Origin of the sequence: Marinactinospora rubrisoli (assembly GCF_042664915.1) — a bacterium.
In the GTDB taxonomy this organism is placed as follows: domain Bacteria; phylum Actinomycetota; class Actinomycetes; order Streptosporangiales; family Streptosporangiaceae; genus Marinitenerispora; species Marinitenerispora rubrisoli.
The window spans coordinates 150857-170443 of record NZ_JBHTBH010000002.1 but is presented as its reverse complement, the minus strand read 5'-3'; the positions used below and the strand labels follow the sequence as shown (position 1 = coordinate 170443).

General features: G+C 74.5%; 15 protein-coding genes. 8 read left to right on the top strand and 7 right to left on the bottom strand.

All coding sequences use genetic code 11. From position 1 onward, the window contains the following. Nucleotides 1-43: 43 nt before the first annotated feature. Nucleotides 44-403, bottom strand: coding sequence for a MerR family transcriptional regulator (locus ACFQRF_RS04940; RefSeq protein ID WP_379869227.1), 360 nt, complete (start codon nucleotides 401-403; stop codon nucleotides 44-46). Between the two features lie 61 nt (nucleotides 404-464). Here ACFQRF_RS04940 and ACFQRF_RS04935 point away from each other — a divergent pair, with 61 nt between their 5' ends. Continuing rightward, nucleotides 465-1607: an alkene reductase gene (locus tag ACFQRF_RS04935; RefSeq protein WP_379869226.1), complete on the top strand. Its 1143-nt coding sequence runs from the start codon at nucleotides 465-467 to the stop codon at nucleotides 1605-1607. A gap of 217 nt (nucleotides 1608-1824) precedes the next feature. Here ACFQRF_RS04935 and ACFQRF_RS04930 read toward each other — a convergent pair whose 3' ends face one another. Further along, nucleotides 1825-2529 (bottom strand): GntR family transcriptional regulator, encoded by a 705-nt coding sequence (locus tag ACFQRF_RS04930; protein WP_379869756.1) that lies wholly within the window; start codon nucleotides 2527-2529, stop codon nucleotides 1825-1827. Nucleotides 2530-2734: 205 nt separating this feature from the next. On the opposite strand from ACFQRF_RS04930, the gene iolC reads away from it, so the two are divergent. The 6 genes from iolC (at nucleotide 2735) to ku (ending at nucleotide 10165) form a co-directional block, all read left to right on the top strand. Then, complete coding sequence (gene iolC / locus ACFQRF_RS04925) at nucleotides 2735-3718, top strand: 5-dehydro-2-deoxygluconokinase (RefSeq protein ID WP_379869225.1); 984 nt, start codon at nucleotides 2735-2737, stop codon at nucleotides 3716-3718. 17 nt (nucleotides 3719-3735) lie between these two features. After that, nucleotides 3736-4617 carry a Cgl0159 family (beta/alpha)8-fold protein gene (locus ACFQRF_RS04920; protein ID WP_379869223.1) on the top strand — a complete coding sequence of 294 codons (882 nt, stop codon included), beginning with the start codon at nucleotides 3736-3738 and terminating at the stop codon, nucleotides 4615-4617. Nucleotides 4618-4688: 71 nt separating this feature from the next. Further along, nucleotides 4689-5603: a 5-deoxy-glucuronate isomerase gene (gene iolB, locus ACFQRF_RS04915; protein ID WP_379869222.1), complete on the top strand. Its 915-nt coding sequence runs from the start codon at nucleotides 4689-4691 to the stop codon at nucleotides 5601-5603. Beyond that, nucleotides 5600-7471, top strand: a complete 1872-nt coding sequence (gene iolD, locus ACFQRF_RS04910; RefSeq protein WP_379869220.1) for a 3D-(3,5/4)-trihydroxycyclohexane-1,2-dione acylhydrolase (decyclizing) — start codon at nucleotides 5600-5602, stop codon at nucleotides 7469-7471. The genes iolB and iolD overlap by 4 nt, the downstream gene beginning before the upstream one ends. A 64-nt stretch (nucleotides 7472-7535) precedes the next feature. Beyond that, on the top strand, nucleotides 7536-9032 hold the full coding sequence (locus tag ACFQRF_RS04905; RefSeq protein WP_379869219.1) for a CoA-acylating methylmalonate-semialdehyde dehydrogenase: 1497 nt from the start codon (nucleotides 7536-7538) through the stop codon (nucleotides 9030-9032). Nucleotides 9033-9142: 110 nt separating this feature from the next. Next, nucleotides 9143-10165 (top strand): non-homologous end joining protein Ku, encoded by a 1023-nt coding sequence (gene ku, locus ACFQRF_RS04900; protein WP_379869218.1) that lies wholly within the window; start codon nucleotides 9143-9145, stop codon nucleotides 10163-10165. A gap of 634 nt (nucleotides 10166-10799) precedes the next feature. On the opposite strand, the gene ACFQRF_RS04895 is transcribed toward ku, so the two are convergent. After that, entirely contained in the window at nucleotides 10800-11156 is a 357-nt protein-coding gene (locus tag ACFQRF_RS04895; protein WP_379869216.1) for a transposase, read from the bottom strand. 126 nt (nucleotides 11157-11282) lie between these two features. Beyond that, nucleotides 11283-12266, bottom strand: coding sequence for an ATP-dependent DNA ligase (locus ACFQRF_RS04890; protein ID WP_379869215.1), 984 nt, complete (start codon nucleotides 12264-12266; stop codon nucleotides 11283-11285). A 1696-nt stretch (nucleotides 12267-13962) separates the two neighbouring features. Here ACFQRF_RS04890 and ACFQRF_RS04885 point away from each other — a divergent pair. Beyond that, nucleotides 13963-16353, top strand: a complete 2391-nt coding sequence (locus tag ACFQRF_RS04885) for a lysylphosphatidylglycerol synthase transmembrane domain-containing protein (RefSeq protein ID WP_379869214.1) — start codon at nucleotides 13963-13965, stop codon at nucleotides 16351-16353. A 52-nt stretch (nucleotides 16354-16405) separates the two neighbouring features. Here the strand turns inward: ACFQRF_RS04885 and ACFQRF_RS04880 are convergent, their stop codons facing one another. From ACFQRF_RS04880 to ACFQRF_RS04870, 3 genes are read right to left on the bottom strand one after another with little or no spacing between them, the layout of a single operon-like run. Beyond that, nucleotides 16406-17962 carry a tripartite tricarboxylate transporter permease gene (locus tag ACFQRF_RS04880; protein WP_379869213.1) on the bottom strand — a complete coding sequence of 519 codons (1557 nt, stop codon included), beginning with the start codon at nucleotides 17960-17962 and terminating at the stop codon, nucleotides 16406-16408. Next, nucleotides 17962-18594, bottom strand: a complete 633-nt coding sequence (locus ACFQRF_RS04875; protein WP_379869212.1) for a tripartite tricarboxylate transporter TctB family protein — start codon at nucleotides 18592-18594, stop codon at nucleotides 17962-17964. Before ACFQRF_RS04875 ends, ACFQRF_RS04880 begins: the two co-directional genes overlap by 1 nt. Beyond that, nucleotides 18591-19580: a Bug family tripartite tricarboxylate transporter substrate binding protein gene (locus ACFQRF_RS04870; RefSeq protein ID WP_379869210.1), complete on the bottom strand. Its 990-nt coding sequence runs from the start codon at nucleotides 19578-19580 to the stop codon at nucleotides 18591-18593. The genes ACFQRF_RS04875 and ACFQRF_RS04870 overlap by 4 nt, the downstream gene beginning before the upstream one ends. Nucleotides 19581-19587: the final 7 nt, after the last annotated feature.

Here is a 19587-nt window from a genome sequence, read left to right as displayed (position 1 = left end):
CCGCGAAACCTGGGCCGGAACCGGCGGAGCGGGCGGTGGCCGGTCAGGGGCCGGACGCCGCCTTGATCACCTCGTCGAGGACCTCGCGGGAGCGGATGAGGTCGCCGATGGTGCGGTCGATGCGCGCGCGCTCGGCGGTCAGGTCGGCGACCAGCCGCGGCGTGGCGGTGCCGGCGGGGCCGCCGTCGGTGTCGCGCATGCAGGGCAGCAACTCGACGATCTTCTCGCTGCACAGGCCGGCGGCGAAGAGTTCCTGGATGCGGATGACGCGGTCGACGGCGGCCTCGGAGTAGTCGCGGTGGCCGCCCGGGGTGCGTTGGGCGGTGAGCATGCCCTGCTGCTCGTAGTAGCGGAGCGAGCGTTCGCTGACTCCGGTGCGGCGTGCGAGTTCACCGATGCGCATGGGGTTCCTGCCCGGCTCGGAGGTTGAATCTGACACTGATGTCAAGTCCTACCGTACCGGCATGTCGCACTCCGCACTTCTCACCCCGTACCGGCTCGGACCGCTCTCGCTCCCCAACCGCATGGTCATGGCGCCGATGTCGCGCCACCGTGCCACGGAGGACGGCACGCCGCTGCCGGTGGTGGCCGACCACTACGCCCAGCGCGCCGGTGCCGGGCTCATCATCACCGAGGGGATCTGGCCCAGCCGCCCCGGCCAGTCCGACTGGCGCCTGCCGGGCCTGGAGACGCCCGGACACGTGCGCGGCTGGCGGGCCGTCACCGACGCGGTGCACGCGGCGGGCGGGCGGATCTTCGCCCAGCTGATGCACGGCGGCCGTAAGGGCCATCCGCTGGCCCGGCTGCTCGGCGACGTCCCGGCGGGCCCGTCCGCCGTCCTCGTGCCGGGACGGGTGCACGTCCGCGACGGCCGGAAGGCCGATCCGGTGCTCCCGCGCGCGATGACGCGCGCGGAGATCGGGCAGGCCGTGCGGGACTTCGCCGCCGCGGCGCGCAACGCGATGGCCGCGGGCTTCGACGGTGTCGAACTGCACGGGGCCAACAGCTACCTCATCCACCAGTTCCTCGCCGACAACACCAACCTGCGCGCGGACGAGTACGGGGCCGGCTCGCTGGAGAACCGCCTCCGGTTCGCGATCGAGGTCGTCACCGAGGTGGCCCGGGCAGTGGGACCCGAACGCACCGCGCTGCGGCTGTCGCCGGGCAACCCGCAGTTCCACATGGTGGAGACCGATCCGGGCCCGGTGTACCGGGCGCTGGTGGACGAACTGGACGGCCTGGGCCTGGCCTACCTGCACCTGACCGACAACGACGACTACCCGGCCCTGGATGACCTCCGCCCCCGCTGGCACGGCACCCTCGTCGCCAACGTGGGGGAGAACCGCGACCGCACCACGAAGGAGGCCGGCGAGGCCGTCCTGGCGTCCGGACGCGCCGACCTGGTCTCCTACGGCCGGGCCTTCATCGCCAACCCCGACCTCCCCACCCGCTTCGCCCTCGGCGCGCCCCTCAACGACCACGACCCGTCGCACCTGTACACGCACGGCGCCGCCGGGTACACCGACTACCCGCCGCTGTCCCCGCGGACCGGCGCGGTCGTGCCGGTGCGGGACACGGCCGCTGTGCCGGACGGCGCCGTGGGATGACGGCGGCGAGGCGACGGGCCGCGCCCGGCCGGTCTCTTCGGCTGCGGCGCCGGGCCGGGACGGCGGTGACCGGCGCCGCGCGAGACGGCGGACCGCCCGCGCCACCGGTGTTCCCCGGTGCCATCCGGGGAACGACTCCGGCGTGCCGCCCGCCCGCCACGCCTCCGCCGCGTTTCCCGCGCTCACCGCCCGGCCGGGCCCGGCCGGGCGCGCGGGCTCAGGCGGGCCCGCGCAGGGAGAGGTCGAAGGAGTACCGGGAGGCGCGATACAGGTGCGTGCCGTACTCGACCACGCGTCCCTCGATGTTGTAGGCGGTGCGCTCCATGGTGAGCAGCGGGGCGCCCTCGGGTTCGTCCAGGAGTTCGGCCTCGGCGCGGCCGGCGGCGCGGGCGCCGATGGTCTGGTGGGCGGCGTGCAGGCGGACGCCGCCGGCGCGCAGCAGCTGGTAGAGGCCGCGTTCGGCGAGGAGGGCGTCGTCGGGGATCGGGATCAGGTCGGCGGGCAGGTAGTTGCGCATCCGCGCGATGGGTTCGGACCGGGCGTGGCGGACCCGCTCCAGGTGCCAGACCTGCGTCTTCTCCGGGACGTCGAGTGCGCGGGCCACCTGGGCGGAGGCGGGCTCGACCGTGTTGGCCAGCACGCGGGTGGTGGGCTGCTGGCCGATGGCGGACAGGTCGTCGTAGAGGCTGCTGAGCTCCAGCGCGCGCTTGACCCGATTGTGGACGACCTGGCTGCCGACCCCGCGCTTGCGAACGACCAGGCCCTTGTCGACCAGGGTCTGGATGGCCTGGCGGACGGTCGGCCGGGACAGCCCGAGGCGGCGGGCGAGCTGGACCTCGTTGTCCAGGCGGCTGCCGGCCGGCAGCGCACCGGAGTCGATGGCCGCCTCCAGCTGGGTGGCGACCTGGAAGTACAGCGGCATCGGGCTGGCGTGGTCCACCACGATCTCGGTGCCCGGATCCCAGGGGGCCGCGCGGTCGGCCGACGTGGTCTTCGGCGTGGTCACGCGCACACCCTACCAACGGCGCCGGAAGTCGTGAAGTAAGTATGTCAGGACAAATGGTTGACATGGTCTGGGGGCGCCTAGTACAGATGGTCCCGGCAGGCTGAGCAGCGGAGGGCACCTCATGGCGACAGCGTTCGACGTCATCACGATGGGGCGCATCGGCGTCGACATCTACCCCCTGCAGACCGGCGTCTCCCTGGCCGAGGTGGAGACGTTCGGCAAGTTCCTGGGCGGCTCCGCGACGAACGTCGCCGTGGCCGCCGCCCGGCTCGGCCACCGCACGGCCGTCATCACCCGCACCGGCGACGACCCCTTCGGCGCGTTCCTGCACCGGGCGCTCGCCGACTTCGGCGTCGACGACCGCTGGGTCACCCCCGTCGCCCGCTACCCCACCCCGGTGACCTTCTGCGAGATCTTCCCGCCCGACGACTTCCCGCTCTACTTCTACCGGGAGCCCAAGGCCCCCGACCTGGAGATCCATCCCGAGGAGCTCGACCTCGACGCCATCGGCGCGGCCACCGTCTTCTGGATGACCGGCACCGGCCTGTGCGCCGAACCCAGCCGGACCGCCACCCTGGCCGCCCTGGAGCACCGGGCCAGGCGCGGCATCACCGTCTTCGACCTCGACTGGCGGCCGATGTTCTGGACCGACCACGACGCGGCGCGCGCCCACTACCAGGAGGCGCTCCGGCACGCCACCGTCGCCGTCGGCAACCTCGCGGAGTGCGAACGCGCCGTGGGCACCCGCGATCCCGACGCGGCGGCCGACGCGCTGCTCGCCGCCGGAGTGGAGCTCGCCGTCGTCAAACAGGGCCCCGCCGGAGTGCTCGCCGCCACCAGGAACGAGCGCGTCGCCGCCCCGCCGGTCCCCGTGGACGTCGTCAACGGCCTCGGCGCCGGGGACGCCTTCGGCGGCGCCCTCTGCCACGGCCTGCTCTCCGGCTGGGAACTGCGGCGCACGATCGACGCCGCCAACGCGGCCGGAGCCATCGTCGCAGGGCGGCTCGCCTGCTCCTCGGCCATGCCGCACGCCGCCGAGATCGAGGAGGTGCTGGCCGGCCGACCGGCGGCCGGAGTCACCGCCACCGCCCCGCCCCCCGCGTGACCCCGAAAGAGAGAAGCGTGTCCACTCCCGGCATCAGCGAGCTGACGCGGCTGCGCGCGACCCGGCCCGAGGCGATCACGGAGGCGGCGCGGCGCCGCCGCCGTCGCCCGCTGCTCGCCGGCAACGGCCGCATGATGATCATCGCCGCCGACCACCCCGCCCGGGGCGCCCTCGGCGTGGCCGGCCGGCCGCACGCCATGGCCAGCCGCCTGGACCTGCTGGAGCGGCTGTGCGTCGCGCTGGCGCGCCCCGGAGTGGACGGTGTCCTGGGGACCCCCGACATCCTGGAGGACCTGCTGCTCCTCGGCGCCCTGGAGAACAAGGTGGTCGTGGGCTCGATGAACCGCGGCGGGCTGGCCGGCGCGGCGTTCGAGATGGACGACCGCTTCACCGCCTACCGCGCCGCCGACATCGAACGGTCCCGCTTCGACGCCGGCAAGCTGCTGCTGCGCATCGACGACACCGACCCCGGCAGCCTCGCGACCATGGTGGGCGCCGCGACGGCCGTCACCGAGCTCGCCGAACGCGGACTGACCGCCATGGTCGAGCCGTTCGTCTCCCGGCGCGTCGACGGGCGGGTCCGCAACGACGTCTCGGTGGAAGCGGTGATCCGCTCCATCGCCATCGCCTCCGGGATCGGCGCCACCTCCGCCTACACCTGGCTGAAGGTGCCGCTCACCCGCGACGTCGACGACATGGCACGGGTGGCCGAGGCCACCACGCTGCCGCTGGTGCTGCTGGGCGGCGAGGTCTCCGGCGACGCCGACGCCACCTTCCAGCGCTGGCACAAGGCGCTGCGGCTGCCGTCGGTCTACGGGCTCGTCGTCGGCCGCACCCTGCTCTACCCGCCCGATGACGACGTGGCCGGCGCCGTCGACACCGCCGTCGGTCTGCTGTGACGCCGCCCGCCCGCGCGGCGGCTGCTTCGCCCGGCCGTTCCGGGAACCGAACCGCCCAAGGAGGCACCCACGTGAGCCCGACCCTGCACCGGCCGGCGGGCAGCACCGCGACCGGCCCCTACCGCACCCACGTCGACCCCGAGAGCGCCGGATGGGGGTACTCCGCGCTGCGGGTGCTGGAGCTGCCGCCCGGCGGACGGCACTCCTTCGGCACCGGCGACAGCGAGTGGGTGCTGCTGCCGCTCTCGGGCGGTTGCACGGTCGAGGCCGACGGCGGCACCTTCCGCCTCACCGGCCGCAGTGGCGTGTTCGACGGCGTCACCGACTTCGCCTACCTGCCGCGCGACGCGCGCGTCGGCGTCGTCTCCGAGGGCGGCGGCCGGTTCGCGCTCGCCGGCGCCCGCTGCGACCGCCGGCTGCCCGCGCGCTACGGCCCGGCCTCCGGCGTGCCCGTGGAACTGCGCGGCGCCGGCCAGGCCAGCCGGCAGGTCAACAACTTCTGCGCTGCCGGGGTGTTCGAGGCCGACCGGCTCATCGCGGTGGAGGTGCTCACCCCGGCCGGCAACTGGTCGTCGTTCCCGCCGCACAAGCACGACACCGAGCGCGACGGCGAGTCGCGGCTGGAGGAGATCTACTACTTCGAGATCGCCGACGGCCCGGCCGGGCCCGGCGTCGGCTACCAGCGCGTCTACCCCTCCGGCCCCGACCATCCCAGCGACGTGCTCGCCGAGGTGCGCAGCGGCGACGTCGTCCTGATCCCCGATGGCTGGCACGGTCCGTCCATGGCGGTGCCCGGCTACGACATGTACTACCTCAACGTGATGGCCGGTCCCTCGCCGGAACGGGCCTGGCTCATCTGCGACGACCCCGCGCACGCCTGGGTCCGCGCCACCTGGGCCGACCAGCCGGCCGACCCGCGGCTCCCGCTGTACACCGCGCCGCCCGCGCACCCGGACGGCACCGCCACGGGGGAGGAGTCCGCATGAGCGGCGGCACGGAACGCCTGACGGTCGCCCAGGCGCTGGTGCGCTTCCTCGCGCGCCAGTACACCGAACGCGACGGCGAGCGCCGCCGGCTCGTCGCGGGCTGCTGGGGGATCTTCGGCCACGGCAACGTCGCCGGCATCGGCCAGGCGCTGCTGGAGTCCCGCGGCGAGCTGCCCTACCTGCAGGGCCGCAACGAGCAGGCGATGGTGCACGCGGCCGTCGGCTACGCCCGGCAGAACGGGCGGCTGGCCACCCAGGCCGTCACCACCTCCATCGGGCCCGGCGCCACCAACCTCGTCACCGGCGCCGCGCTGGCCACCATCAACCGCCTCCCCGTGCTGCTGCTGCCCGGCGACGTCTTCGCCACCCGGCCCGCCGACCCGGTGCTGCAGCAGCTGGAGGCGCCCGGCGGCCCCGACATCACCGTGAACGACTGTCTGCGCCCGGTCTCCCGCTACTTCGACCGGATCTGGCGGCCCGAGCAGCTCGTCTCCTCGGCACTGAACGCCATGCGGGTGCTCACCGACCCCGCCGAGACCGGCGCCGTCACGCTCGCGCTGCCGCAGGACGTGCAGGCCGAGGCGTACGACTGGCCGGTGGAGTTCTTCGCCGAACGGGTGTGGCGCGTGCACCGCCCGGTCCCCGATCAGGAGTCCGTGCGCCTGGCGGCCGAGCGGATCCGCGCGGCCCGCCGCCCGCTCGTCATCGCCGGCGGCGGCGTGCACCACAGCGGGGCCGAGACCGAGCTGGCCGCCTTCGCCGAGGCCACCGGCATCCCCGTCTGTGAGACGCAGGCCGGGCGCGGCTCCTTGCGCCACGACCACCCCGCCCAGCTCGGCGCGGTCGGGCACACCGGCACCGCCGCCGCCGACGACATCGCCCGCACCGCCGACCTGGTCATCGGCGTCGGCACCCGCTACTCCGACTTCACCACCGCCTCCGGCACGCTGTTCGCCGAGCCCGGAGTGCGCTTCGTCAACGTCAACATCACCGGCTTCGACGCCCACAAGCAGGCCGCCACCCCGGTGATCGGCGACGCCCGCGCCGCGCTGGGCGCCCTCACCACGGCACTGGCCGGCCACCGGGCCGGCACGGACTACGTGCGCGAGTACCGGGAGGCCGCGCGCCGCTGGGACCGGACCGTCGACGCCGCCTGCCGCGCCGACGACGAGGACGCCCGCCCCAGCCAGGCCCAGGTGCTGGGGGTGCTCGCCGAGGTCGCCGCCGACACCGACGTCGTCATCAACGCGGCCGGGTCGATGCCCGGCGACCTGCACAAGCTATGGCGGGCGCGCGACGCGCGCCAGTACCACGTCGAGTACGGCTACTCCTGCATGGGGTACGAGATCCCCGCCGCACTCGGCGTCCGGCTCGCCGACCCGGGCCGTGAGGTGTTCGCGCTCGTCGGCGACGGAACCTACCTGATGATGCCCACCGAGCTGGTCACCGCCGTGCAGGAGGGCATCAAGATCGTCGTCGTCATCGTGCAGAACCACGGATACGCCTCCATAGGCGGCCTGTCCGAGCAGGTCGGGGCCGAGCGGTTCGGCACCGCCTACCGGTTCCGTGACGCCGACGGCGCGTTCACCGGCGACCCGCTGCCCGTCGACCTGGCCGCCAACGCCGCCAGCCTGGGCGTGACCGTGCACCGGCCGCGCACCGTGGGCGAGCTGCGCGCGGCGCTGCGCGCGGCCCGCGCCGGGGACCGGCCCGCCGCCGTCCACGTCGAGACCGTCCCCGAGCCGGCCGCCCCCGGCGCGCAGGCGTGGTGGGACGTCCCGGTGGCCGAGGTCGCCACCCGGCCTGCCACCATCGAGGCGCGCGCCGGCTACGACCGGCAGGTCCGCGGCCGGCGCCGGCACCTGTGACCCCGGCCGGACCGTTCCCGTGGCGGGGCCCGGCCGCCCCGCCGTCTCTTGAGAGGAAGACACGATGACCACCACCATCGACCACTGGATCGGCGGGCGGTCCGTGCCCGGCCGGTCCGGCCGCCACGGCACCGTCACCGATCCGGCGACCGGCGCCGAGACCGCGCGGGTGGCGCTCGCCGGCACCGCCGAGGTCGACGCCGCCGTCGCCGCCGCCAAGGCCGCCGCGCCCGGCTGGGCGGCGTCCTCGCTGACCCGGCGCACCGCCGTACTGTTCGCCTACCGGGAACTGCTCAACGCGCACCGCGAGGAGATCGCCCGGCTCATCACCGCCGAGCACGGCAAGGTGCACTCCGACGCTCTCGGCGAGGTCGCGCGCGGCCTGGAGATCGTGGAGCTGGCGTGCGGCATCCCCCAGCTCCTCAAGGGCGAGACCTCCACCCAGGTGTCGAGCCGGGTGGACGTCTCCGCCATCCGCCAGCCCGTCGGCGTGGTCGCCGCCATCACCCCGTTCAACTTCCCCGCCATGGTCCCGCTGTGGATGTTCCCCATGGCCGTGGCCTGCGGCAACACCGTCGTGCTGAAGCCGAGCGAGAAGGACCCCTCCGCCACCGCGCTCCTGGTCCGGCTGGCCACCGAGGCCGGCCTGCCCGACGGCGTCCTCAACCTCGTCAACGGCGACAAACCCGCAGTGGACCGGCTGCTGGAGCACCCCGACGTGGACGCGGTCAGCTTCGTGGGCTCCACACCGGTGGCCCGGCACGTGCACCGCACGGCCTCGGCCGCCGGCAAGCGGGTCCAGGCGCTCGGCGGCGCCAAGAACCACATGCTGGTGCTGCCCGACGCCGACCTCGACCTCGCCGCCGACGCGGCCGTCTCCGCCGGGTACGGCTCGGCCGGTGAGCGGTGCATGGCCGTGTCGGTGGTCGTCGCCGTCGGCGCCGTCGCCGACCCGCTGGTGGAGCGCATCGCCGAACGCGCCCGCAAGCTCACCATCGGCCCCGGCGGCGACCCCGCTTCGGAGATGGGGCCGCTGATCACCCGGGAGCACCGCGACCGGGTCGCCTCCTACGTGCCCCGCTCCCGCGAGCAGGGCGCCACCGTGGTCGTGGACGGGACCGGGCTGACCGTTCCCGGGCACGAGAACGGGTTCTTCACCGGGGTCAGCCTGCTCGACCATGTCACGCCCGACATGGACGCCTACCGCGACGAGATCTTCGGCCCGGTGCTGTCGGTGGTGCGCGCCGCCGACTACACCGAGGCGATCGAGCTGATCAACGCCTCCCCCTGGGGCAACGGCGCGGCGGTGTTCACCCGCGACGGCGGCGCGGCGCGCCGGTTCCAGCTGGAGGTGCAGGCCGGCATGGTGGGGGTGAACGTGCCGATCCCGGTCCCGGTGGGCTACCACTCGTTCGGCGGCTGGAAGGCGTCGCTGTTCGGCGAGCACCACGTGTACGGCAACGACGGCGTGCACTTCTACACCCGCGGCAAGGTCGTCACGACCCGCTGGCCCGATCCCGCCGACGCCGGAGTGGACCTGGGCTTCCCCGCCAACAGCTGAGCGGCCCGCCGGACCGGCCGGCCACGCCCGGCGCCACGCGTCCGCCCGCCAGGTTTTACGTGGTCATCACCGGTGCGCGGGTAGGAGCGGCAGTGTACGGGGGAGGCGCCATGGCATCGGTGTGGAAGGGCAGCCTGTCGTTCGGTCTCGTGAGCGTGCCGGTCACGCTGTTCGCCGCCACGGAGCGGCACAGCTACGCCATGCACCAGTTCCAGCGCGACACCTCCGACCGCATCCGCTACAAGCGGGTCAACGAGCGCACCGGCGACGAGGTCGCCCCCGGCGACATCGTCAAGGGCGCCGAGACCGACGAGGGCGAGTACGTGGTCGTGGAACGCGCCGACCTGGAGTCGATCGCGCCGGGGAGGTCCCGGACGCTGGAGATCGACGCCTTCGTGCCCGCCGACGCCATCGAACCGCTCAGCTACGACCGCGCCTACTACCTCGCCCCCGACTCCAAGGCCGCCGCCAAGCCGTACGCGCTGCTCTGCCAGGCGCTGCAGGACTCCGGGCGGCTCGGCGTGGCGACGCTGGTCATGCGGGACCGCCAGCACCTGGCGGTCATCGGCCCGCAGAACGGCGTGCTCACGCTGAGCACGCTGTTCTTCGCCGACGAGATCCGCGACCCCGAGGAGGTGCTTCCGTCCGTCCCGGACGTGCGGATCGACGACCGGGAGCTGTCCCTGGCCACCCAGCTCGTTGAGGCGATGGCGGCCGACTGGCGGCCCGAGCAGTACACCGACGTCTACCACGAGCGCCTCACGGAACTGGTCGAGGCCAAGAGCAAGGGACAGCGGCTGAAGTACGCGGGCACCGCGCCGCCGAAGGAGGAGACCAACGTCGTCGAGCTGACCAGCGCGCTGCGCGAGAGCATCCGCAGCCGCCGGGGCACCGGAGCCGGCGGCGGCAGGGAACGGCCCGCCGCCGCATCGGGGAAGAAGCCGCAGCGGGCCGCTCCCGCCGCGCGGGCGCCCCGGCACCCGCCGCTGGCGGAGATGACCAAGCGCGACCTGACCCGCCTGGCCGCCGACCTCGGTGTCGAGGGGCGCAGCCGGATGGACCGCGCCGGGCTGGAGGAGGCCGTCGCCAAGGCGGAGCGTCGCGGCAAGCGGTCGAAGCGGGCGGCCTCCTGACCTGCGGGCCGGCGGGTCCGGCCTGAGTCCGCGGGCGTGCTCGCCGAGAGGTGCGCCAGCCGCAGTGCGGGAGCGACGGCCACCGCGGCGGAGGTGCCAAGGGCGGAGAAGTCCGCATGGGCATCGCCGAACGAGTACCTGGGGGCCGGATGTACGGGGCCGGCGGCCCCGTCCAGCAGGCCGCGGTAGCGCAGCGGCTCCCGGATCCGGCCGGTCCGCCGGCCTCCAGCGTCTGTCGTGGCCGTCCGCTCCGGTCGTGCGGCCGTGCGCCGACCGGCGCGGTCGCCACCGGCCGCAGGGCGGTCGGGCCGGCACCCACGGTGATCACGTCGACGGCCGTCGGCGGCCACCCCATGCACAGCGATCGGCGCGGCCTTGCCGCGACCCGAGCGGCGGCGACACCGCACGTCGTTACTCCCGATTTCGCGGTTCCGGTCGTGGAACCGGGCCGTGCACGCGAATTCGGCGGCACGACCGGGGCCCTGCCCCCAGCCACGGGCGCGCTATGGCGCCGAGAGCGGAGGGGACTTTCCATGACCGGGTCGAGCCTCCCGGACGCCTGGCGTCGAGGGGGTGAACGCGCGGTCGTCGCGCGGCGCCCACAACGCGCCCCCGCGTCTGCGGGCCAGAGGTATCAGCGCTTCTCGAAGATTCCTTCCCCCGGAGCGTTCGCGCGCGTGCCACTCCGGGTTCGGCCCGTTCCCGTCAGGGACCACGGCGCGGACAGGTGGCGAACCCGCCGGAGGCCGCGGTGGCGGCGCCCGGGCCGGTGCGGGCCGCCGGTGATACGCCCCGAGTCGCGCGGGACCGGCGCGAGCCCGGCGCGGGAGGCCAGGCGTCCCGCGTCCCGGTAGATGGCCACATCCCCGGCCACGATGGCGAACCCGCACCCACCCGGGTGCCCATCCCCGGCAGGGACAGGGCGACCCCACCCTGCCCCACGCACGCCGGAAACCCGGTACCAACACCGACGACACCAAGGAGCCGCCATCGGTGGGTTTCGGCGTCCGTGGACTAGGCCGGGCGCTCGCGTTCCTGGCGAACTCCGGCCTCGGGGTCCCGCTCACGACGCCGGCCGGGAACCACCGCGCGGCGGCCCGCGCCGGATGGCCACCGCTCAGCCGGGCTCGGTCTCCCCGTCGGGCCGTTTCTCCAGGTCGAGGTCGAGGGGCACGTCGGCCGGTGACAGTTCCGCCCTGACCCGCATGTACCGCACCACGTGCCGCCACTGTTCGGCGCTGCTCGCCGCGTCGACCTGCACCTCCACGACGACCTCCGGCTCGACCTGCACGTAGGCGATCGGGTCCTTCCCGCCCCACCTCGGCGCGAGGCGGCGCGGCCACGGATGGTCGCCCGCGGCGCGGTGCAGCAGGCCGCCCAGGTCGTCGCTCTGCCGCTTGGTCAGCTCCGTGGTGTGGCCGGCCACGCGCAGATCCCCGGTGCGGGAGTCGAAGCGGCCCAGCAGCAGCTCACGCGGCTGGTCGGGCGGGCCGATGGTGCCGGCGACGATCGCCTCGGTGGTGAGGCGGTGCTTGAACTTCTCCCAGTCGCGGCGGCCGGGGCGGTAGGAGCGGCGGGCGTCCTTGATGACCAGCCCCTCCACGCCCACCTCGGGCAGCGTGTCGTACCAGTCCCGTGCCGTCTCGGGGTCGGTCGTCTGCCAGCCGAGAGTGAGCAGGGACGGCTGGTCGACGTCCTCGAAGAGCCGCTCCAGGGCCTCGCGCCTGCGCTCCAGGCTGCGGCGGGTCAGGTCCGCGCCCTCCAGGCGCAGCAGGTCGAACACGATGTAGTGGCAGGGCTCGCTCCGGGCCAGTGGCCGTGCGGTGCGGGTGCTGGCGCGGTTGCGGCGCTGCAGGGCGTCGAAGTCGAGGCGGTCCCCGGACCAGCGCACGATCTCGCCGTCCAGCATGGTGCCGGGCGGTATCTGATCCGCGACCGCGTCGGCGACCTCGGGGAACCGGGCGTCCAGCCGCCGGCCGGAGCGGGAGGTCAGCAGCACGCGGCCGCCGCGATGGTCGGCGATCGCCCGGAAACCGTCCCACTTGGGTTCGTAGACGCACTCGTCTCCCGTGGGAAGGCGGTCGACGGTCCTCGCCAGCATCGGCTCCATGATGGAGACCTACCCTGGCGGTGACGTCCCGCACGAGGGCCCGCCACCGGGCCTCGGCCACGGCGGCGACAGCGCACGCGTGCTCCGTCCAGGCGTCCCGGGGGCTGACCTGATGTGGTCAGCCGCCGCGCGGCAAGCCGCCACGGACCGGGACGCAAGCGGCGATAAGACCCGGCCGACCTGCGCTGCGGCGCCACGGCGGGCCGCCGTCGGCGAGTATCTTCGGATCACCTCGCGCATGGCCCGCCGATGGAGGGCGCCCCGCGCGCCGCACGCCCGCCCCCGTCGGCGGCGGCGCCCGGTCCGGCCCCGGCGCCCGTCCCGGCGAGCCATGCGCGGGCATCCGGTGCGGGCCGCCGTCGCCCGGCTTCCGCACTTCCGGCCGGCCCGGTATTCGACATTTCACGGGGCGGGCCGGAGTTCTGGAACCCCGAGTCGACGTGGTCCGACGCCATGAACGCACCGGCGCCGGGGTGGGACCTGCTCGCCCCCCGCTCATGCCGGCCCCCCACGAAGGCGCTCGGCCGGTCGGCCACCGGCGCGTCATCAACGCGTCCGGCGCCGCGCCCGCACCGGCATGTCGTGGCGGGACCTGCCCGAACGCCACGGCCCCCGGCGACCGCCGCCGGACGGCACCTGGGACGGAATCGCCGAACGGACCACGTCCCGGCGCCGCCACCGGCGAACCCCGCGTCGTCGGCACCGGCTCCATCACGGTGCGCGCCCACCACCACGCCGCCGGGGCCGCGAAATAGGGCTGCGGCCCTGGACGGACCGGACGGAGCGCTCGCCTGTGCCGGAGGGTGGACCACCGAGCCATCTCATGTCGCTGGAAGTCGATTCCACCGGTCAGGCGGCGAGTGCGACCGGGCGAAGGCCGGTCGGGGTCGTAGATCGTGCGGTTTCGCACGCGGCAGCAGCGGCAGTCGACGAGCTCGTTGAACAGGTTTCGCGGGGCAGCGGTGTGCCGTTCGCCGCCGGCACGTCGGTCGTCGTAGTGCTTCCGGGGATCGTGCGAGCGCAGGGCGGCGAAGGCCCGCAGGTAGCCGACGGAGGCCGGCCGCTGATTCTCGGCGGCCCTGGCGACCACGACGCGGCTGCGGCCCGGGGCCCGGGTGACCGGGCCTCCGCCCGGCGGCATGGTGAGCAGGAGCCGGTCCGGCCAGAGGGACCACGGCCCCGGAACGGCGGCAGGCTTCCGCGGTGCGGTGGTTCACTCGCGTTCGGGCGGGTGCGGCCGAGCGCTCGACCGGTGGTCGGTCACTTCCGGCCAGGACAGCGCCGGGTCGTGAGCGAAGCGTCCGAAGGCCGCAGGTACCCGGTGACCGGCCGCCGGTCGCTCGCCGCCGCGCGCGACGGCGCCACCGGCTCAACGCGGGGCGCGCCCGCCCCGGCCACTACCCGCCGTCGGCAGGAAGAGCGGGGCCACCCCGCGCCAACGGCGCCGGAGAGCGCGAGCAGGGCGGCAGCGGCGGTGAACCAGCGGGCCCCCGCGCTGGGGGACGCCAGCTGCCCTCGGCCGGACGACGCGGGCCGCACGCAACGTTGTCCGGGCGGCGGCCGGCGCGGAATCCCCGTCCCGTACCGGACACGGCGGTCCTCGTGACCGCCGTCCACGTGCCGCCGGTGCCGGACACGCACCCGTAGCGGGCTCCGGCAGGTCAGGACGTCGGGCACCCTGTAAAGCGTGAACGCAGGAACGGTCGATGCCGGACAGCCGGCCGCGACGCACGGTGCCGCCCGGCGGGAGACCGCGCGCAGGCCCCTCGACCTCGTGCTGGCGCTCGCGGGGCTGCTCGTGGTCGCCGCGGTGCTGGCGCTCGTCCGGCTCACCACCACCGGAGTCCCCCGCCCGGCCGAGGCCGAGGAACTGCGCGCGTTACTTCCTCCGGCGCTGCTGGCGCTGGCCGCCGGACTCGCCAACCTCACCGTCATCATCCTGGCGTGCGCGACCTCGGTCGAGCGGCTGGTGCACCGGGAGTTCCGCGACGTCGCCCGCGCACTGACCGCCGCGCTGCTCGGCTACCTGGTGGCGGTCGGCGTCAACGCCGCCATCAACTCGCCGGCCGGCCCCGCCGGGCTGCCGGTGCTGCTGGCCGGATCGGGGCACGGCGGAGCGCTCAGCCACCCGCTGCACGGCTACCTGGCGAGCGTGATCGCCTACGCCCGCGCCGCCACGCTGGGACACCTGCCACGGATCCGCACCGCCATCTGGGGCGGCATCGCGGTCACCGCGGCGTCGGTCCTGCTGTCGGGCTACGCCACCGCCCTCGCGCTGCTGCTCACCCTGCTGCTGGGACTGGCCGGCGCCCTGGCCGCCCGCTACGCCATCGGGGTGGCCGGGCCGCCGCTGGCCGTCGACCGGCTGGTGCGGGAGCTGCGCAGGTTCGGGTTCGACCCGCTCGGGCTCACCGAACTGGGCACCGACACCGAGGGCGGCCAGCGGTACGCCGTCGATCTCGTGGACCGCCGTCTCGACGTGACGGTGCTGCGCGCGGACGTCTCCACGGGGGTGTGGAAGCGGCTGTTCGGCCGCCTGCTGCTGCGCGACCCGGCCGCTCCTCCCATGCTGCTCAGCCTGCGCCGCCGCGTGGAGCACGCCGCGCTGCTCGACTACGCGGCCGCCGCCGCCGGTGCCGCCTCGCCCCGGCTGCTCGCCGTGGGGGAGCTCGGGCCGGGAACCGCGGTGCTGGTCCGGGAGCACCGGCGCACCCGCGCGCTGGAGGAGATCCCCGACGACGAGATCACCGACCGCCTGCTGGCCGCGGTCTGGAGCGAGCTGGCGCTCCTGCAGCGGCACCGGGTCGCGCACCGCAACCTGAGCGGGCGCACGGTCGGGGTCCGCATGGACGGGCGGGCCGTGTTCGTGAACCTGTCCGGCGGGAGCGTCGCGGCCGGCGCCATCACCGCCAGCCTGGACATCGCCGCGCTGCTCACCACGCTGGCGCTGCGGGTCGGGGCGCGCCGGTCCGTGGCCACCGCGGTCCGGGAGCTGGGCACCGAGGCGGTGGCGGCGGCGCTGCCGTTCCTGCAGCCGGCCGGACTGCCGCCCGCGGTCCGCGACGACCTGCGCACGGCCCGCGGCACGCTCGGCGAGGTCCGCGCCGAGGTCACCCGCGTCGCGCCGGACGCCCCGGCGGGCCCGGCGCAACTGGAGCGGATGCGCCCGCGCACGGTGGTCAGCGTCGCGCTCGCGGTCGTCGTCGGCGCCGTGCTCGTCTCCCAGCTGACCGACGTCGATCTGCGGACCATCCAGGACGCCTCGCTGGCCTGGACGGCGGGCGCGCTGCTGATGTCGGCGGTGTGCACGTTCGCCGCCGCGCTCGCGCTGATCGGGTTCGTGCCGATCCGGCTGCCGCTGTGGCGGACCGTGCTCGTGCAGCTGTCAGGGTCGTTCGTGCGGATCGCCGCGCCGGCCGGCCTGGGCTCGCTCGCGCTCAACACCCGCTACGTCACCCTGCAGGGCGCCTCCACCGCGCTGGCGATCTCGGCGGTCGGCGTCTCCCAGCTCGTGGGCCTGCTCACTCACGTGCCGCTGCTGCTGCTGTGCGCCTACCTCACCGGCACGGCCGACCCGGCGGACTTCTCGCCGTCGGCGACCCTCATCGGGGTGGCCGCCGTGCTCTCCGTGCTCGTCGCCGCGGTGTTCGCGCTGCCGGGGCTGCGCCGGCTGCTGCTGCAACGGGTGCGCCCGTACTTCCAGGGGGTACTGCCGCAGTTCCTCGACCTGGCCCAGCAGCCGCGCCGGCTGGCGCTGGGCGTGGGAGGCACGCTGCTGCTCACCCTCGGCTTCGTGTTCTGCCTGTACTGCTCGGTGCGGGCGTTCGGCGGCGACGCGCCGATCGCGGCGGTGGCCGTGGTGTTCCTGGCCGGCAACGCGCTGGGCTCCGCGGCGCCGTCGCCGGGCGGCCTCGGTGCGGTGGAGGCGGCGCTGCTGGGCGGGCTGACGGCGGTCGCCGGGGTGCCGGCCGGGGTGGCGCTGCCCGCCGTGCTGCTGTTCCGGCTGCTGACCTTCTGGCTGCCGGTCCTGCCCGGGTGGGCGGCCTTCCACCACCTGACCCGCCGGCGCGCCCTGTGATACGAGAGCGGGGCGGCCGGGAGACCCGGCCGCCCCGCCCCGGCGGGTACGGCTAGCCCGCGACTCCGGCGCGCGGGGCCGACGCCTCCGCCGCCGCCCGGCGGCGGGCGCGGATCCGGTTGACCAGCATGACCCCGCCGACGAGCAGCAGGACCGCGTACAGGCCGACGCTGATCGCGCTGCTGAACAGCACGGTGACGTCACCCTGGCCCACCTGCAGGGCGCGGCGCAGCTCCGACTCCGCGACCGGGCCGAGGATGACCGCGATGAGCACGGGCGCGAGCGGGATCTCGTACCGCCGCATCATGAACCCCACCAGGCCCAGCAGCAGCATGAACCACAGGTCGGCCATGGCCGAGCTCGCCGCGTACACGCCCAGGACCGAGAACACCGCGATCCCCGCGTACAGGTACGGCTTGGGGATGAGCAGCAGCCGGGCCCACATCGGCGCGAACGGCAGGTTGAGGATGAGCAGCATCGTGCTGGCGATGAACAGGCTGGCCAGCAGGGCCCAGACCAGGTCCCCGTTGCGCTCGAACAGCAGCGGGCCGGGCTGCATGCCGTACTGCTGGAAGGCGGCCAGCATGATCGCCGCGGTGCCGGACGTCGGCAGGCCGAGGCCGAGCAGGGCGCCCATGGCGGTTCCGGCCGTGGCGCTGCCCGCCGACTCGGGGGCGGCGACGCCCTCGATGGCGCCCTTGCCGAACTCGTTCTCGCCCTTGCCGCGCCGGGCCCGGCGCTCGGCCAGCTTCTTCTCGGAGCCGAAGGCCAGGAAGGTCGGGATCTCCGACCCGCCGGACGGGATCACACCGAAGGGAAGGCCGAACGCAGTGCCGCGCAGCCAGGCCGGGACGGTGCGCCGCAGGTCGGCGAGGCGGAGCCACGGGGTGCCGGTATGCCGGAGCTGCTTCTCGTGCCCCTCGTCGACGTGGATGCGGGCGGCCACGTGCAGCACCTCGCCGATCGCCAGCAGCGCGACGGTGATGGTGATGATGCTGAAGCCCTCGAAGAGCTGCGGGATGCCGAGCGTGAACCGTTCGGCGCCGCTGAGCGAGTCGATGCCGACCAGGGAGATCGCCAGGCCGATGCCGAGCGCCACGAGTCCGCGGACGATCGACTGCGACACCACCGCGGAGGTGGCGAGGAACGCGAACACGGCGAGCGCGAAATAGTCGGCGGGGCCGAACCGCAACGCCAGCGCGATGATGGCGGGGGAGAAGAACGCCACCAGCGACGTGGAGATGATGGCGCCGATGAACGCGCCGATCGCGGCGGTGGCGAGCGCCTGCGGAGCGCGCCCGCGCCGCGCCATCTTGTACCCCTCAAGGGCGGTGGCGATGGCCGAGCTCTGGCCCGGCGTGTTCATCAGGATCGCGGCGGTGGAGTCGCCGAACAGACCGCCGTAGTACACGGCGGCGAGCATGATGAACGCGCTCGTGGGATCGAGCGAGAACGTGATGGGCAGCAGCAGCGCCACCGCCATCGACGAACCGAGGCCGGGGATCACGCCCACGGCGGTGCCGAGCAGCACACCGAGTAGCGCCCACAGCAGGTTCTCCGGTGTCAGAGCGTGGGCGAACCCGGTGAGCAGATGGTTGAGCGCGTCCACTAGAAGATGCCTCCGAAGACCCCCGCCGGCAGGGGCAGCCCGAGACCGGCGACGAAAGCGAGTTGGATGATCGAGGAGAAGACGAGAGAGAGGGTGATGTCGAACAGGATGCGGCGGCTGCCCATGGCGTAGCTGACGCCGAAGAACAGCAGCGCCGCGGACAGGATCCACCCGGCCGGCTGCAGCAGCAGGATGAACGCGGTGAGGGAACCCACCACGATCGACACGGTCCGCCAGTCGACGCGCGACGCCGGCGCGGCGGCCGTCGCGGCCGAGGGGGCGTCCGCACCGTCGGTTGCGGTGCCGGCGGCCTCACCGGCGGGAGCGGCGTCCGCGCCGTCGTCCGGGGCCGCCGCGCCGTCGGCGGGCCTCGCCGGCCGCCGGATGACCTGCACGGCCAGCGCGATGCCGACCCCGAACATGAAGACGGTGACGATGGTGGGGAAGAACCGCGGGCCGGGCGACTCGGCGCCGGGGGGCACGGCCATCGTGGCGGTCTGGTAGCCGAGGAAGGCGGCGATGGCGAGGACGAGCGCGGCGACCAGGAGTTCACTGCGGCCCTGCCACCAGCCGGGCCGCGCGGCCGCGGTCGCAGCGGGCGCCGGCGTCGTGGTCGAGGTGTCGGTGGTCATGCGAGCCCCAGTTCTTCGGTGACGGTGGTGATGCGGTCGATCTCGGAGGCGAGGAACTCCTCGAACTCCGGCCCGGTCTGGAACGTGTCGTCCCACCGGTTGCGCTCCAGGGTGTCCTGCCATTCCGGCGTCGCGCGCATCTCGGTGACGATGTCGGTGAGCTCCTGGCGCTCCTCCTCGGTGATGCCGGGCGGCGCCATGACGCCTCGCCAGTTCGGCAGGACGGCGTCGATGTCCTGTTCGGCCAGGGTCGGGGCGTCGATGCCGTCGACGCGCTCGTGCGCCGAGACCCCGAGGATGCGCACGTTGCCGGCCGCGACCTGGTCGGAGAACTCGTTGTAGCCGCTGATGCCGACGTCGATGCTGTGCGAGAGCAGCGAGGTGAGGGCCTGGGCGCCGCCGGCGAACGGCACGTAGTTGACCGCCTGGGGGTCGGTCCCGACGTCGCGGCCGATCATGGCGGCGAGCAGGTGGTCCGTGCCACCGAGGGACCCGCCGCCGATGGCCACCGAGCCGGGGTCGTCGCGCAGGGCCTCGGCGAGGTCGCCCATGTCCTGGTAAGGGGAGTCCGCCGGGACGACGACGACCTCGTAGTCGTCGGCGAGCCGGGCGATGGGGGTGACGTCCTCCAGGGAGTGGGAGGACCGGTTCACCACGATGCCGCCGATCATCACCGTGCCGGTCACCATGAGCGTGTTCGACCGGCCCTCCAGGCGGATGGCCTGGGCGAGACCGATCGTGCCGCCGGCTCCGGGCACGTTGACCACCTGGCTGTTGGCGACGATGTCGCCCCCGCGGTAGGCGTTCTGCGCCTCACGCGCCACCAGGTCCCAGCCGCCGCCCGGGTCGGCGGGCACGATCATGGTGAGCTTCGCGCGGGCCTCCGAGACGTTCTCGCCGGTCGACCCGGCGTTCACCACGGCGGCACCGACGATGACGGCCGCTACGGCCGCACCGACGGTGCGCAGGATCCAGTGTTTGCTCATGAGGGGG

Excerpts from the sequence above, each read along its gene's own strand:
- ACFQRF_RS04890 (WP_379869215.1), bottom strand. The coding sequence starts at position 12,266 with ATGCTGGCGAGGACCGTCGACCGCCTTCCCACGGGAGACGAGTGCGTC.
- ku (WP_379869218.1), top strand. The coding sequence starts at position 9,143 with ATGGCATCGGTGTGGAAGGGCAGCCTGTCGTTCGGTCTCGTGAGCGTG.
- ACFQRF_RS04870 (WP_379869210.1), bottom strand. The coding sequence starts at position 19,580 with ATGAGCAAACACTGGATCCTGCGCACCGTCGGTGCGGCCGTAGCGGCC.
- ACFQRF_RS04930 (WP_379869756.1), bottom strand. The coding sequence starts at position 2,529 with ATGCCGCTGTACTTCCAGGTCGCCACCCAGCTGGAGGCGGCCATCGAC.
- iolD (WP_379869220.1), top strand. The coding sequence starts at position 5,600 with ATGAGCGGCGGCACGGAACGCCTGACGGTCGCCCAGGCGCTGGTGCGC.
- iolC (WP_379869225.1), top strand. The coding sequence starts at position 2,735 with ATGGCGACAGCGTTCGACGTCATCACGATGGGGCGCATCGGCGTCGAC.
- ACFQRF_RS04875 (WP_379869212.1), bottom strand. The coding sequence starts at position 18,594 with ATGACCACCGACACCTCGACCACGACGCCGGCGCCCGCTGCGACCGCG.
- ACFQRF_RS04895 (WP_379869216.1), bottom strand. The coding sequence starts at position 11,156 with ATGGCGGCTCCTTGGTGTCGTCGGTGTTGGTACCGGGTTTCCGGCGTG.
- ACFQRF_RS04940 (WP_379869227.1), bottom strand. The coding sequence starts at position 403 with ATGCGCATCGGTGAACTCGCACGCCGCACCGGAGTCAGCGAACGCTCG.
- ACFQRF_RS04905 (WP_379869219.1), top strand. The coding sequence starts at position 7,536 with ATGACCACCACCATCGACCACTGGATCGGCGGGCGGTCCGTGCCCGGC.
- ACFQRF_RS04935 (WP_379869226.1), top strand. The coding sequence starts at position 465 with ATGTCGCACTCCGCACTTCTCACCCCGTACCGGCTCGGACCGCTCTCG.